Below are 13,554 nucleotides of genomic sequence, written 5' to 3' on the forward strand. Positions count from 1 at the left end.
CGACCGTGGAAGGGCCGGCGTCGACGCACTCCTGATCCAGCCGGTGATCGATCCGCCCTCCGGAGTGGTCCTGCTCGCGAAGCTCCTCACCCGAGGCCGGTTCACCGTTTCCCCGCCGCCTGCCAGGCATCGGCGAGGGCGCGCACGGAGGGCAGCCGGTTCCCCGGCTCAGGCGCGGTCGCCTCTGCGATGACAGCCAGCTGGGCGGGGGTTCCGCGCCACTGGTTCTCCTCGTCGCCGGAGTCGAGGAGGAGCCGCAGTGCCCGGCCGAGGTTGAAGACCGTGGTGCGGATGTCGATGACCGAGCCGCGGACGAACTCCTCGGGCGCCATGTAGCGGCTGGAGCCGGGCAGCCGGTCCGCCTCCAGCTCGAAGGGTCCGGGGCGGTACTCGTCCAGATCGCAGAGCATCATGCGGTGCCGCTCGAAGTCGTAGAGCATGCAGCCGTCGTACAAATCGACCGCCACGTACCCGGCGTCCTCGACGGCCAGGTGGGCGCTGAGCAGGGTCTGCAGGGCGATGTCGACGTGGGCGACCGGCTGAGCCCTGAACCTTGCCATGGGGCTGCCGGGAGCGACCCGTCCGCCGTGGCGTGACCGGGTCGGGTGGTAGAGAACCTCACCGCTCGTCCACGGATGGACGAGCGCAGGGCCGATGTCCGTGGTGAAGGAATGCACCAGGGGCACGACGGCCGGATGTGAGATGGCACCGTGAACGGAGATCGCCCTGTCCAACGACGGCACGGCTTCGGGCGTCGACGCCGTCTTCACGAACCAGCGCTGCCCCGATGCCAGCAGTCCATAGGAGGTGCAGCCGGAGTCTTGATCGTCGAACCTCCGGAACACGGTGCCCAGCCGGTCCAGCAGAGGCTCGACCGCCGGGGTGTGCGTCACGGCCTCGAACGGGTGCGTCGTCATGTCCCGCATGCTGTCAGCCGGCGTGCCGGCGTGCCGGCGTGCAGTGAATTGCGGGGCGATGCCGGGTGTGCGGTCTGGCGGCCACACCGGTCCGGAACGGGGCAGGTGGCGGCTCGTGCCTACGGCGGCCCTCCGACTGCGCCGGAGACGTGGGGCGCATCACACGCTGAGCTCAACCTGACGCGCAAGACCGCGGCGCGACGTGTCCAATGGCCGGGAAACGGCCTTCACCTCCGTCGTCCCCGGGGAGCGCCATGAGCCTGCCGTCCGAGCCACCCGCCGAGGCGCCCGCACCGGGCGCTCGCGTGCATCCTCGCGCAGACCTCACTTCTCACCGTCTGGGTGCACGACACCGTGTTCGACACCGGGCGGTACGCGTGGACGGTCTCCCCGCTCGCCTCGACCCCCGACATCGAAGCAACAGCCGTCCACCGGATCACCGGAGCGGCTGACGTGCGGGTGGACGGCTCCCGGGTCACCGCAGACCGGACCACCGCCCACCGCGCCGCCCACTCCGGGGCCGCTGCCCCGGGGCGGCGCCGGGAGGCGGCCGCGACCCACCCTCGAGACATGACCCTGGAGGAGACCGGATGCCCGGCTCTGCTGACGGCCCCGCCCGCCCCGGGGTACGGGAACGGAGTCGGCGCGGCGCGCTGTTCCAGCGGCCCACGCGCGCCCTGCGCAAGGACCTGTCCCAACTGCTGTGCGCGGTCGCCGGGCTGGTGCTGGGCCTGCTGGCCCCCCTGGTCACGGCGGGGCCCCAGGTGGCCGCAGGGCGGGTGGTCAGCGTCCTGTTCACCCTGGGCTTCGGCGTTGTCAGCCTGGTGAGCATCATCTACTCGATGCTGTTCCTGGTCGTGCAGTTCTCCGCGAGCACGTTCACACCGCGCCTTGGTCTGTTCCGCGACGAACCGATCGTCTGGCGGGCGTTCGCCTTCACCGTCGGCGTGTTCGTCTTCTGCATCACCTCGGCCCTGACCATCGGTACGCGGGAGAGTGTCTCCGCCTTCGTCCCGTGCGCCGCCATGCTCCTCACGCTGGTCGCCCTCGGCTTGATGCGTACGCTGCAGATGAAGGCCTTCGACTCGATTCAGCTCGGCCACTCTCTGACCGCGATCACCGCCCGTGCGCACCGTCTCTACGACGGCCTGTACCCACGCCCGTACGCCCGGGACGGTGCCGCCACCTCGCAGCCCTCCGCGGCCGGCGCGGGCGTCACGGTCCGCTGGGCGGCACCGCCCGCCGTACTGCACGCGATCGACGTGCCCGCCCTCATGGGCATCACGCAGGAACACGACTCCACGGTTGCCTTCCGCGTCGCGCCTGGTGCCACCCTGTCGGGGGGCATGGTCCTCGCCGAGGTGACGGCGGGCGGTCCGGCGGAGACAGCACTGCGCGCGGTCCTGTCGACGGGGGTCGAGCGGACGTTCGGCCAGGACCCCGAACTGCCGTTCAGGCTCCTCGCCGACATCGCTCTCCGTGCCCTGTCCCCGGCGGTGAACGATCCGGCCACGGCGGTGGAGGTCATGGACCGCCTCGAGGACCTGTTGATCCGCCTCGCCGACCGGGACCTGGACATCGGCCGGTTCCACGACCCTGCCGGACGGCTGCGGGTGAGCGTCCCCGTGCCCGGCTGGGACCGGTACGTCCGGACCGCCGTCGACGACGTGGTCTTCGCCGCCGCCGGTTCCCCGATGGCCCTGCGCAGAATGCGCGACCTTCTGCACAGGCTGGCAGAGCACGCCCCGGAGTGCCGGCGTGCAGTGGTGTACGACCGGCTCCAATGGGTCGAGCGAACCGGCAATGGGGCGTACCCGCTCGTCTGGACAGCTGCCGAAGACGGATAGCACCGGGGGAGGGGCAAGCCATCGGCCCGGCCTGCACCCGTGACCACTGACGGTCTCGGGGGCCGCCCAGCCGGAGGTGCTGGATCCACCACCACAGCGGTGCCTCCGGATACGCGGGCGCCGTGTTCCCGCCCCCGTGTGGCGCGCCCCGAAGGCGGAGCCGAGAATGAGAATGCCGGACAAGATCCCCAGGATGTCGCCCGCAGAATCCGCGGCAATCCATGCCGGGGTGGCTCCCACCCACCATGGCGGTCGCGGCGAAGGGGTGACGCGCGAACTCGTCGGGCAGCGCCACTCCGAGCGACCGGGAAGCACGTTCCTTCCCGGCATGCTGAAGGACCCAGGTGATCGCAGATGTGCCGATGGCTCGCCTATTCGGGGACACCCATGCTGCTCGACACCATCCTCTTCAAACCCGCCCACTCACTGATCGACCAGAGCCTGCACTCCAAGCTCGGCGTGGAGACCACGAACGGCGATGGGTTCGGCGTCGGCTGGTACTCGGAGGACAACAAGACGCCGGCCCTGCTCCGAGACGTCGGTCCTGCCTGGAACAACCGCAACCTGCGGGAGATGGCGGACCACATCCGCTCACCGCTGTTCTTCGCTCACATCCGGGCGTCGACCGGCACCGCGGTGCAGCAGTCGAACTGCCATCCGTTCCGTCACGGCCGCTGGATGTTCATGCACAACGGCGCCATCTCCGGCTTCCACCTCATGCGCCGTGACCTGACCCTGCTCGTGGACGCCGCGCTCTACGCCGACCTCGAAGGGACGACCGACTCCGAGGTGATGTTCTATCTGGCCCTCACCTTCGGCCTGGAGCACGACCCGCCGGCCGCCGTAGCCCGGATGGCGGGAGTCGTCGAGCGCGCCGGGCGTGACCACGGCGTGGAGTTCCCCCTCCAGATGACCCTGGCCATCACCGACGGCGAACGCGTCTGGGCCTTCCGCTACTCCAGCGGGCACGCGTCCCGGTCGCTGTTCTACAGCAGCCGGGTGGACGCACTGCGCAGGCTGCACCCCGACGTCGCGTTTCTGCGGGAGGTTTCAGAGGAGACCCGCCTCATCGTGTCCGAACCCCTCGGGGACCTGCCGGGCGCCTGGAACGAGGTGCCGGAAAGCAGCTGTGGCGTCGTACAGCCCGGTGCTGACGAGCTGTACCCCTTCGCCCCGGTGCCTGCGTGACACGACCAGTGATGCAGCAGCCGCGGACCACGCCCAGGGCTTGCGGGACCTCGACCACCCAAGGAGGCGGACCATGCAGAACTCGCTGCTCAACCTGGCAGAGGACTACGACTTCCCCCTGCTGAACCTCTTCTGGACCATGATGCTGTGCTTCCTCTGGGTGCTTTGGTTCATGCTGCTCTTCCGCGTCATCGGCGACATCTTCCGCGACGACGACATGAACGGCTGGGGCAAGACGGGATGGACCGTCTTCGTCATCCTGCTGCCCTACCTGGGCGTCTTCGCCTATCTGATCGCCCGAGGACGCGGGATGGGCGAACGAGAGCTCAAGCGGGCCCACCGGCAGGAGCAGGCCTTCCGCTCCTACGTACGCGAAAGCGCCGGCACCACCGACCACACCGAGGCACTGTCCCGGCTGGCCGCACTCAAGAACCACGGCGACATCACGGCAGCCGAGTACGAACAGGCCAAGGCCAAAGTCCTCAATGCCTGAGGACCACCCATGACGTGGAGATCCCTTGGCCCAGCAGGCCAACGGGCCGCCGCTGCCCCGACGGGCAGCTCCCACCCCCTGTGGAGGGCCGGTGCGCCCCTACCCGCCGATCGCCGAGCACGGTCTGATCGGGGACCTGCAAACCTGTGCCCTCGTCTCGTCCGAGGGGGTGCTCAACTGGTTCTGCTCACCACGCTTCGACTCGCCCAGCATCTTCGCCGGCCTGCTCGACGACAGCCGAGGCGGCTACTTCGCCATCACCGCCGACCCCGTCCGCATCCCTCCGGGCGAACCGCCGGACAACGTGGACGTCATCACCCGCCAGCTCTACCTGGCCGACACCGCAGTCCTCATCACCCGTTTCCTCACCCCCGAAGGCGTCGGCGAGGTCATCGACTTCATGCCCGTCCGTGAACCGCACACCCCCACCGACCGCCACCAAGTGGTGCGCGTCATCCGGGTGGTACGTGGAACCGTGCGCTTCGTCCTGGAGTGCCGCCCGCGCTTCGACTACGGCCGGGCGCCCCACGACCTCACGTGCGACGGTGACACCGCCCGCTTCGACGGACCCGGCGTCACCGCGCACCTGCAAGCCCTGGGCCCTGTGGCCCTGGAGGCCGACGGGACGGACGTGCGGGCAGCCGTGACCTTGGCCGAGGGTGAACGCGCGGCCGTCCTGCTGACGGTCTGTGACGCGGGCACCGCGGCCCCACCGCCGGTCAGCCCAGGTGAGATGGCGGAGGAGTTCGACGCGGTGCGTGCCTTCTGGCACGGCTGGATCGGACACTGCACCTACCGCGGTCGCTGGCAGCAGATGGTCAACCGCTCCGCCATCACCCTCAAGTTGATGACGTACGCCCCCACCGGTGCGCCGATCGCCGCCGCCACGATGGGGCTGCCGGAGCAGGAGGGCGGGGAGCGGAACTGGGACTACCGGTACACCTGGGTCCGTGACGCCTCCCTGTCGGTGCGCGCCATGCGCGACCTCGGCTTCACCGAGGAAGCCCACGCCTTCCGGAGCTGGCTGATCCAGCGGCTGAGGGACGGCGGAGCTCCCAACGGAGAACCCCTGCAGATCATGTACCGGGTCGACGGCGACCCGTACGTGAGCGAGGAGGTCCTCGACCACCTGGAGGGCTGGCGGGGCTCCGTACCGGTGCGCGCGGGCAACGGCGCCGCGGACCAGCTGCAGATGGACATCTACGGCGAGGCCGTCTACGCACTGTCCCAGGGCGGCGGCCAGGCCGGCGACGTAGTGGGTTTCGACGACTGGCAACGCTGCGCCGCCCTGCTGGACTGGCTGTGTGAGAACTGGGACCGCCCCGACGAGGGCATCTGGGAAACCAGGGCCGGCCGGAAGGACTTCACCTACAGTCGCCTCATGTGCTGGGTCGCCCTCGACCGCGGCATCCGCCAAGCCACCGCCAACGCCCGCCCCGGCAACCTGACCCGCTGGACCGCCACACGAGACGCGATCCTCGAGCAGGTGATGACCCTCGGCTGGAGCGTGGAACGTCAGGCATTCGTCCAGGAGTACGACAGCAGCATCCTTGACGCCTCCCTGTTGCTCATGCCCCTGGCCGGCTTCATCAGCTCCAAGGACCCGCGCTGGCTTTCCACCCTCGACGCCATGGACGCCGAACTCGTCTCGGACAGCCTCGTCTACCGTTACGACCCCGAGGCCTCTCCCGACGGACTCGCGGGCTCCGAGGGCACCTTCTCCCTGTGCACCTTCCTGTACGTCTACGCCCTCGCCAGGGCCGGCCGCGTCCATCAGGCCCGCTACGCCTTCGACAAGATGCTCACCTACGCCAACCACGTCGGGCTCTTCGCCGAAGAGGTCGGCCTCACCGGCGAGCAGCTCGGCAACTTCCCCCAGGCCTTCACCCACCTGGCCCTCATCACCGCCGCACTCGCTCTCGACAGTGAACTCGACCGGGCTGCGAGCGTTCCCTGACGCCTGCAGCCGCAGAGGGAGGCAGACGTGACCGAGCCGCAGTCCCTCTCCCATGCGGCGGGGAAAGCCGGCCGGGCGGATCATCGGGAACGGGGCTCGGCCGTTCGACCCCCATCCGGCCGCCGGCGCTGCTTCGGCGGCCATCCCCAAGAATCCTGGTCATGGGCAAGGAAGAAGGCCATCCATGACGGAGCCCAGCACACAACCCGCGGACCCCGGCAGAGGGCAGCAGCCGCAGGAGGCGGACCGGCTACGCGACATGCTCCGCGCTCCCGGCTACCTCAAGGCGCTCACGTTCGCCGCCTTCATCGGCATCCCGGTCTCCCTGATCGCGTTCTGGTTCCTCGTGGGACTGCACGAACTGGAGCACGTCCTGTGGGCGGACCTTCCGCACGGGCTGGGGCGGGACGCTCCGCCGTGGTGGTGGCCGCTCCCCCTGCTCTCGGTAGCCGGCGTCGTCGTCGGTCTGGTCGCCGCACATCTGCCCGGCGCCGGCGGGCACGTCCCCGCGTCCGGTCTCCACACCGGCGGGACCACGCCGGCCACACTCCCGGGCGTCCTGCTCGCCGCGGCCGCGAGCCTGCCCTTCGGCGCCGTTCTGGGACCGGAGGCACCGCTGATCGCTCTGGGTGGTGCCCTGGTCCTGCTCTTCCGCGACCTCACACGGGCTCCGGCGACCCCGCAGAGCACCGCGCTGCTGGGCGCCGCCGGCGCCGCCGCCGCCATCGCGGCGATCTTCGGCAACCCGCTGGTCGCCGCGGTACTCCTGATCGAAGTGGCTGGGGTCGGCGGGCCGCAACTGTTCGCGGTCATGCTGCCCGCCCTGCTCTCGAGCGGAGTGGGGGCCCTGGTCTTCACCGGCTTCGGGCGGTGGACCGGGCTGGAAACAGGCAGCCTCAGCCTCCAGCTGCCCACGCCCCTCCCTCGCCTGGGCGCGGCGGACGTGCTGTGGACGATACCCATCGCCATCGCCCTCGCCGTCCTCCTGCACCCGGTACTGACGGCGGCCCGACGCCTCGCCGCGTACATCGCGGGCGGCGTGCGCTCCCGTACTGTTCTGTGCGCCGTCGCAGCCGCGGCCTGCGCAGCCCTCTACGCCCTTGTCACCGGCCGCACCCCCGCCGATGTCGCTTTGTCGGGCCAAACCACCCTGGGGCGACTGGCCTCCGACCCGCACGCCTGGGGCGTGGGTGCGCTGATCGCCGTCCTGCTGCTCAAGGGGGCCGCTTACACCCTCTGCCTGGGCAGCCTCCGTGGCGGCCCCGTCTTTCCCGCGCTCTTCCTCGGAGCGGCCGCCGGAGTCCTGCTGGCCCCCCTGCCCGGTCTGGGCCTCGTACCGGCCATGGCGGCAGGCATGGCGGCGGCCACCGCCAGCACCCTGCGGCTGCCGGTCAGCAGCGTGGTCCTGGTCGTCATCCTGCTGGGAAGCTCCGCCATGATGCCCATCGCCATCCTCGCGGCGGTGATCGCCTTCGTCGCCACCGAACTGCTACCCGCGGGCCGTCGGCAGCCGGTCGGCACGAGTCCTGAAAGACCTGGGGGAGCTGACCGCGGATGCGAATCGCTGTAGGCTCCGGTGAACGCCCTTGACCTGTGGGAAGCAGGCAGGGAGCAGACATTCCGGGAGTTATCTCATGCTTCGCACCATGTTCAAGTCCAAGATCCACCGCGCCACCGTGACGCAGGCCGACCTGCACTACGTCGGGTCCGTGACGATCGACGCCGATCTGCTCGACGCCGCCGATCTGCTGCCCGGGGAGCTCGTCCACATCGTGGACATCACCAACGGGGCGCGGCTCGAGACGTACGTGATCGAGGGGGAGCGGGGGTCCGGGGTCATCGGGATCAACGGGGCCGCCGCGCATCTCGTGCACCCGGGGGACCTGGTCATCCTGATCAGCTACGCGCAGGTGGACGACGCCGAGGCGCGGGCGCTGACGCCGCGCGTCGTGCACGTGGACGGGGACAACAGGATCGTCGAGCTCGGCGCGGACCCGTCCGCGCCCGTGCCGGGGACCGACCAGGAGCGCAGCCCCCTTTCCGTGGCCGTCTGAGCGGAGGGGGCCCATGGCTGTCGAGCTGGTGAACGAGCGGGAGCCCGGGCGGCTGCCGGCCGTCGAGACCGCCCGGGCGCGGTGCAAGCGGGACGGCGACGCGTGGTGACGGGGCTGGTCCTGCTGCACACCTCCCCGGTGCACGTCCCCGTCTTCGACGCGCTGCGCGACAGGGAGCACCCGGGGGCCGTACTGCGCCACCTCGTGGTCCCGGAGCTGCTGGAGCGGGCCCGGGTGCACGGCCCGGAGGCGGTGGAGGCGGAGGTGGCGGGGCTGCTGCGCGACTCCGGCGGGCCCGTGCTGGTCACCTGCTCGACCATCGGGGCCGTCGCCGAGGCCCTGGGCCCCGGGCTCGGGTTCCCGGTGCTGAGGGTGGACCGGCCGATGGCCGCCGAGGCCGTCCGCAGGGGCCCGCGGATCGCCGTACTGGCCGCGCTGGAGTCGACGCTCGCGCCGACCGGGGAGCTGATCGCCGAGGAGGCCGCCGGGCGGCCCGTCGACGTGCGCTGCGGGGTCGTCGCCGGGGCCTGGGCCCGCTTCGAGGCCGGTGACACCGCCGGCTACCTCGCCGCGGTGGCCGAGGCGGCCGACGCCGTCACGGACGCGGACGTCATCGTGCTGGCGCAGGCCTCCATGGCGGGCGCGGCCCGCCTCTTGCGGACCTCCTCGCCCGTCCTCTCCAGCCCGGCCCCCGGCCTGGCCGCCGCGCTGTCCGCCGCTGCGTCCGGGGGGCGTACGGGCTGAGATCGGGGGCAGGCGGGGGCCATGGTGCGAAACACAGATCAGACGCAGCCGCCGGTCCCCGGGCCGGATCCGGTCCCCGCTCCCGTTCCGCCGCTGCCGGAACCCGGGCCCGTGCCGCGCCCGGTCCCGCCGGTGCCGACGCCCGTCCCCGAGCCCGACCCCGTACCCCCGCCGCCCGGGCCCGCGCCGATCCCGCAGCCGGGGCCGCTCAGCTGACCCGGACCCCGTACGGAACCTACAACTCCGGCCGAGGTGCGGCCGGTTGTCGCCCTTGTCAGACCATCGGGCCGCCGCTACGTTGTGCGGTTCCTGATGTCTTCCAGGGGGGCTCCCATGGGTGTACGGGGCCGGCACCGCCGGTATCAGCCGAGCAGCATCAACCGGGCCTCGCTCGTCGTCACCGCGGGTGGCGCCGGGATCGCGCTGCCCCTCATCGGCGCCGGGGACGCCCAGGCCGCCTCGGTGGACACCTGGAACAAGGTCGCCGCCTGCGAGTCGACGAACAACTGGCGCATCAACACCGGCAACGGCTACTACGGCGGCCTGCAGTTCAGCCAGAGCACCTGGCGCGAGTTCGGGGGCACCGCCTTCGCGGCGCGCGCCGACCTCGCCACGAAGGCGCAGCAGATCGCCGTCGCCGAGAAGGTGCTCAAGGGGCAGGGGCCCCGGGCGTGGCCGGCATGCGGCCCGCAGGCGGGGCTCAGCCGCAGCGGCCCGGCGCCCGCGGTCGACACCGGCAAGCCGGCGCACGGCACCGGGAAGCCGGCCGCGCAGCCCGCCGGGGCCACGGCGCAGGCGCCCATGGACCGGATCCAGCCGACCAAGGCCACCACCCCGACCCCCGTCAGCATGCCCCGCCCGACCGGGACGTCCGTGCTGCCGAACCCGTACACCGTCGCGCCCGGGGACTCCCTGTCGACGATCGCCGCCGACCAGCACGTCGAGGGCGGCTGGCAGGCGCTGTACGAGACCAACCGGTCCACCGTCGGAGCCAACCCCAACCTGATCTTCCCGGGCCAGCGCCTCACCCTCAGGATCACCACCGCCCCGCCGGCCCAGAACCCGGAGAAGCCGCCGCGCACCGCCGAGCCGGTCAAGCCCGTGGAACCGGCCGCCCCCAAGCCCGAGCAGGCCAAGCCCGAACAACCGAAGCCCGAGCAGGCCAAGCCCGAGCAGGCCAAGCCCGCCGCGAAGCCCAAGCCCGCACCCGAGCCGGCCGCCAAACCCGCCGCCAAGCCCGCCTCAGCGGAGCAGAAGCCCGCCGCGGGCGCCGGGGCCTACACCGCCCCCGTCGACGCCGCCCTCGGCACCGCCTACCGCGTCGCGGGATCCTCCTGGTCCAGCGGCTACCACACGGGCGTCGACTTCCCGGTGCCGACCGGCACCAGCGTCAAGGCCGTCGGGCCCGGCACCGTCGCGTCGGCCGGCTGGGCCGGGGCGTACGGCTACCAGGTCGTCATCAAGCACTCCGACGGCCGCTACTCCCAGTACGCCCACCTCTCCGCGCTCGGCGTCAAGGCGGGCCAGCAGGTCTCCGGCGGCCAGCGCATCGGCCGCTCCGGCTCGACGGGCAACTCGAGCGGGCCCCACCTGCACTTCGAGATGCGCACCGGCCCCGGCTACGGCTCCGACATCGACCCGCTGAAGTACCTCCGCGGCAAGGGCGTCGGGATCTGACCCCCGCACGTGCGGCGGCACGGCCGTGAGCAGGACCAGGCCGGCCGCCGCCAGCGCGCCGCTCGCCAGCGCCGCCACCGCCCCGGCGGTCCCGTACCGGAAGCCCTCCTCGAACAGCGAGATCCCGACCGCGGCCGCGACCACCGGGTTGACGACCGTCACCGTGGCCAGCGGCGCGGTCAGCCCCGCGCCCCGGTAGGCGGCCTGCGACAGCAGCAGCCCGGTGGCCGCCAGTACGGCGATCGCCGCCAGGTCCGGCCACAGCGGGACCAGCGCGGCACCGGGCGAGAAGCCCTCGGCCACCGATTTGGTGAACACCGAGGCCATCCCGAAGGCCGAGCCGGCCGCCGCCGCCAGCAGCACGCTGCGCAGCACCGCCGTGCGCGCCCGCCGCGCCGCGAGGAACAGCGCCACCGCCCCGGCCGCCGTCACCGCCAGCAGCAGGGTCCGCTCGCCTCCCGCCAGGGCGTGCTCCTCCCGCCCCTCCCCGCCCGTCAGGGCCAGCAGCCCGGCCAGGCCCGCCGTCGCCAGCACCGCCCCGCGCCACGCCGCCGCGCCCGCCCGGCGGCGTACGGACACGGCCGCCATCGGGAGCGCGAAGACGATGGTCAGCGCCCCGAGCGGCTGCACCAGGCTCAGCGGCCCGTAGGCCAGCGCCACCACGTGCAGGAGCGCGCCCAGTCCGTTCAGCGCGACCGCCGCCCACCAGCCGGCCCGGCGCAGCGGCGCGCAGGGGCGGTCCGGCGAGGTCGCCGCGACGTGTTCCTGGACGATCGCACCGCCCGCGTAGGCGACGGCGGACACCAGGCAGAGCAGAACCGACAGGGCCAGGGCACTCATACGTTCACCATGCCCCACCCGGACGAGCTCTTCATCCGCCCGGAGGCGGCATGATCGCCGGCCGAGTCATCCTCCTGGCATACACCATCGGGAGTATGCGCAACCCGGCCCCCGGGGGACGAAGGGCCGCGATCCGTTCCATACCGTGACAGTCGGCTCGCGGTGCGTGAGGCGGGCGGGGACGGGTTTGGTCCCGGGCGTGTCGGCTCCGTACAGTTTCCGTTTTGGGGACTTCCGCAGCAGGCGGATGCGGACCAGCGAGCAAGGAACGGCAGCGGCCATGACGGTGACCGAAGACAACCACGCATACGGGCCGGGCATCGACCCCGAGCGCCTCGCCGTCTGCCTCAGCGTGCTCGACGAGCTCGACAAGATCGACGTCGACCACCCCGACGCCATCACCGTACGCCGTGCCACCGCCGGCATCTACCGCACGGTCAAGCAGCGCCGCCGCCAGGAGCGCCGCGCCGCCAAGACCGCCAACGACAAGGCCGTCACCGAGGCGACCGCCACCGGCTCCGCCGAGCGCATCGACGACGAGACCGAGGGCATCCTGCCCTCCTCGGTCACCGAGGCGGGCCGGATCGCCGGGATACTCCAGCGCCCGCGCTCCTGCTACGTCTGCAAGACGCGCTACGTCGAGGTCGACTACTTCTACCACCAGCTCTGCCCGGAGTGCGCCAACGAGAACCGGGCCAAGCGGGAGGCCCGCGCCGACCTCACCGGCAAGCGCGCGCTGCTCACCGGCGGCCGGGCCAAGATCGGCATGTACATCGCGCTGCGGCTGCTGCGCGACGGCGCCCACACCACCATCACCACCCGCTTCCCCAAGGACGCCATCCGCCGCTTCAAGGCGATGGAGGACTCCGCGGACTGGATGCACCGCCTGGAGGTCGTCGGCATCGACCTGCGCGACCCGGCCCAGGCCGTGGCGCTCGCCGACCAGGTGGCCGAGGCCGGTCCGCTCGACATCCTCGTCAACAACGCGACGCAGACCGTGCGCCGCCTGCCCACCGCCTACGCCGCGCTGGTCGAGGGCGAGAGCGCCCCGCTGCCCGCCGGCGAGCTCCCCGCCCACCATGTCATCGGCGCCTTCAACTCCGGTGCGGTCGACGGCCTGGCGGCGCTGCCCGTCGGCGTGAGCGGGCTCGAGGCGCAGAAGGTCGCCGACCTCGCCCTGGTCGCCGGCAACGCCAGCCTGGAGCGGCACCTCGACGGCACCGCCATCGACGCGGGCGGCCTGCTGCCGGACGTCGTCGAGAGCAACACCTGGGTGCAGACCATCGACCAGATCTCCCCCGTGGAGCTGCTCGAGACCCAGCTGTGCAACTACACGTCGCCGTTCATCCTGATCAGCAAGCTGCGGCCGGCCATGGCCGAGGCCGCGCGCAAGGCGTCCAGCGGACGGGCGTACGTCGTCAACGTCTCGGCGATGGAGGGCGTCTTCAGCCGCGGCTACAAGGGCGCGGGACACCCGAACACCAATGCCGCCAAGGCCGCGATGAACATGGTGACGCGGACCAGCGGCCAGGAGATGTTCCAGAGCGACCGCATCCTGATGACCTCGATCGACACCGGCTGGATCACCGACGAGCGCCCGCACTTCGACAAGCTGCGCCTCGCCGAGGAGGGCTTCCACGCGCCCCTCGACCTGGTCGACGGCGCGGCCCGCGTCTACGACCCGATCGTGCGGGGCGAGGCCGGCGAGGACCTCTACGGGGTCTTCCTGAAGGACTACGCGCCCGCCAACTGGTAGTCACCCCCGAGGGGCGCGGGGGCGAGTGGTGTGAGCGCGGGCCCACCACGCAAGTGCAAAAACACCCCCCCCCGGCCGGGG

The 13,554-nt window shown here is 71.9% G+C and carries 10 protein-coding genes and 1 pseudogene; 9 read left to right on the forward strand and 2 right to left on the reverse strand.

The window, feature by feature from the left end:
- Window positions 1-101: 101 nt before the first annotated feature.
- The gene (locus AB0D45_RS21710) at window positions 102-917 is read right to left on the reverse strand and encodes a serine/threonine-protein kinase (protein ID WP_362461491.1); all 816 of its coding nucleotides are present in this window, start codon (window positions 915-917) and stop codon (window positions 102-104) included.
- A gap of 590 nt (window positions 918-1,507) precedes the next feature.
- Between AB0D45_RS21710 and AB0D45_RS21715 the strand changes: the two genes are divergently transcribed.
- The 8 genes from AB0D45_RS21715 (at window position 1,508) to AB0D45_RS21750 (ending at window position 10,877) form a co-directional block, all read left to right on the forward strand.
- Window positions 1,508-2,764: a DUF2254 family protein gene (locus AB0D45_RS21715; RefSeq protein ID WP_362461493.1), complete on the forward strand. Its 1,257-nt coding sequence runs from the start codon at window positions 1,508-1,510 to the stop codon at window positions 2,762-2,764.
- Window positions 2,765-3,118: 354 nt separating this feature from the next.
- A complete protein-coding gene (locus tag AB0D45_RS21720) occupies window positions 3,119-3,952 on the forward strand; it encodes a class II glutamine amidotransferase (RefSeq protein ID WP_362461496.1) in 834 nt (277 codons plus the stop codon).
- Between the two features lie 73 nt (window positions 3,953-4,025).
- On the forward strand, window positions 4,026-4,445 hold the full coding sequence (locus AB0D45_RS21725) for an SHOCT domain-containing protein (RefSeq protein WP_362461499.1): 420 nt from the start codon (window positions 4,026-4,028) through the stop codon (window positions 4,443-4,445).
- Window positions 4,446-4,536: 91 nt separating this feature from the next.
- Window positions 4,537-6,402: a glycoside hydrolase family 15 protein gene (locus AB0D45_RS21730; RefSeq protein ID WP_362461503.1), complete on the forward strand. Its 1,866-nt coding sequence runs from the start codon at window positions 4,537-4,539 to the stop codon at window positions 6,400-6,402.
- A gap of 184 nt (window positions 6,403-6,586) precedes the next feature.
- Complete coding sequence (locus AB0D45_RS21735; protein WP_362461506.1) at window positions 6,587-7,972, forward strand: chloride channel protein; 1,386 nt, start codon at window positions 6,587-6,589, stop codon at window positions 7,970-7,972.
- A gap of 64 nt (window positions 7,973-8,036) precedes the next feature.
- Window positions 8,037-8,456, forward strand: coding sequence for an aspartate 1-decarboxylase (panD, locus tag AB0D45_RS21740; protein WP_362461509.1), 420 nt, complete (start codon window positions 8,037-8,039; stop codon window positions 8,454-8,456).
- A 102-nt stretch (window positions 8,457-8,558) separates the two neighbouring features.
- A complete protein-coding gene (locus AB0D45_RS21745; RefSeq protein WP_362461512.1) occupies window positions 8,559-9,200 on the forward strand; it encodes an aspartate/glutamate racemase family protein in 642 nt (213 codons plus the stop codon).
- Between the two features lie 333 nt (window positions 9,201-9,533).
- Window positions 9,534-10,877, forward strand: coding sequence for a transglycosylase family protein (locus tag AB0D45_RS21750; RefSeq protein ID WP_362461515.1), 1,344 nt, complete (start codon window positions 9,534-9,536; stop codon window positions 10,875-10,877).
- 24 nt (window positions 10,878-10,901) lie between these two features.
- Here the strand turns inward: AB0D45_RS21750 and AB0D45_RS21755 are convergent.
- Window positions 10,902-11,717: pseudogene (locus AB0D45_RS21755) on the reverse strand (DMT family transporter); the annotation flags it as partial.
- Window positions 11,718-11,997: 280 nt separating this feature from the next.
- On the opposite strand from AB0D45_RS21755, the gene AB0D45_RS21760 reads away from it, so the two are divergent.
- A complete protein-coding gene (locus AB0D45_RS21760) occupies window positions 11,998-13,473 on the forward strand; it encodes an SDR family NAD(P)-dependent oxidoreductase (protein WP_361608911.1) in 1,476 nt (491 codons plus the stop codon).
- Window positions 13,474-13,554: the final 81 nt, after the last annotated feature.

The organism is Streptomyces sp. NPDC048352 (assembly GCF_040651895.1).
Taxonomy (GTDB): Bacteria; Actinomycetota; Actinomycetes; order Streptomycetales; family Streptomycetaceae; genus Streptomyces.

Bases quoted from the DNA above. Each gene is read 5' to 3' on its own strand.
- AB0D45_RS21750 (WP_362461515.1), top strand. From the start codon at position 9,534: ATGGGTGTACGGGGCCGGCACCGCCGGTATCAGCCGAGCAGCATCAAC.
- AB0D45_RS21720 (WP_362461496.1), top strand. From the start codon at position 3,119: ATGTGCCGATGGCTCGCCTATTCGGGGACACCCATGCTGCTCGACACC.
- AB0D45_RS21735 (WP_362461506.1), top strand. From the start codon at position 6,587: ATGACGGAGCCCAGCACACAACCCGCGGACCCCGGCAGAGGGCAGCAG.
- panD (WP_362461509.1), top strand. From the start codon at position 8,037: ATGCTTCGCACCATGTTCAAGTCCAAGATCCACCGCGCCACCGTGACG.
- AB0D45_RS21710 (WP_362461491.1), bottom strand. From the start codon at position 917: ATGACGACGCACCCGTTCGAGGCCGTGACGCACACCCCGGCGGTCGAG.
- AB0D45_RS21760 (WP_361608911.1), top strand. From the start codon at position 11,998: ATGACGGTGACCGAAGACAACCACGCATACGGGCCGGGCATCGACCCC.
- AB0D45_RS21715 (WP_362461493.1), top strand. From the start codon at position 1,508: ATGCCCGGCTCTGCTGACGGCCCCGCCCGCCCCGGGGTACGGGAACGG.
- AB0D45_RS21725 (WP_362461499.1), top strand. From the start codon at position 4,026: ATGCAGAACTCGCTGCTCAACCTGGCAGAGGACTACGACTTCCCCCTG.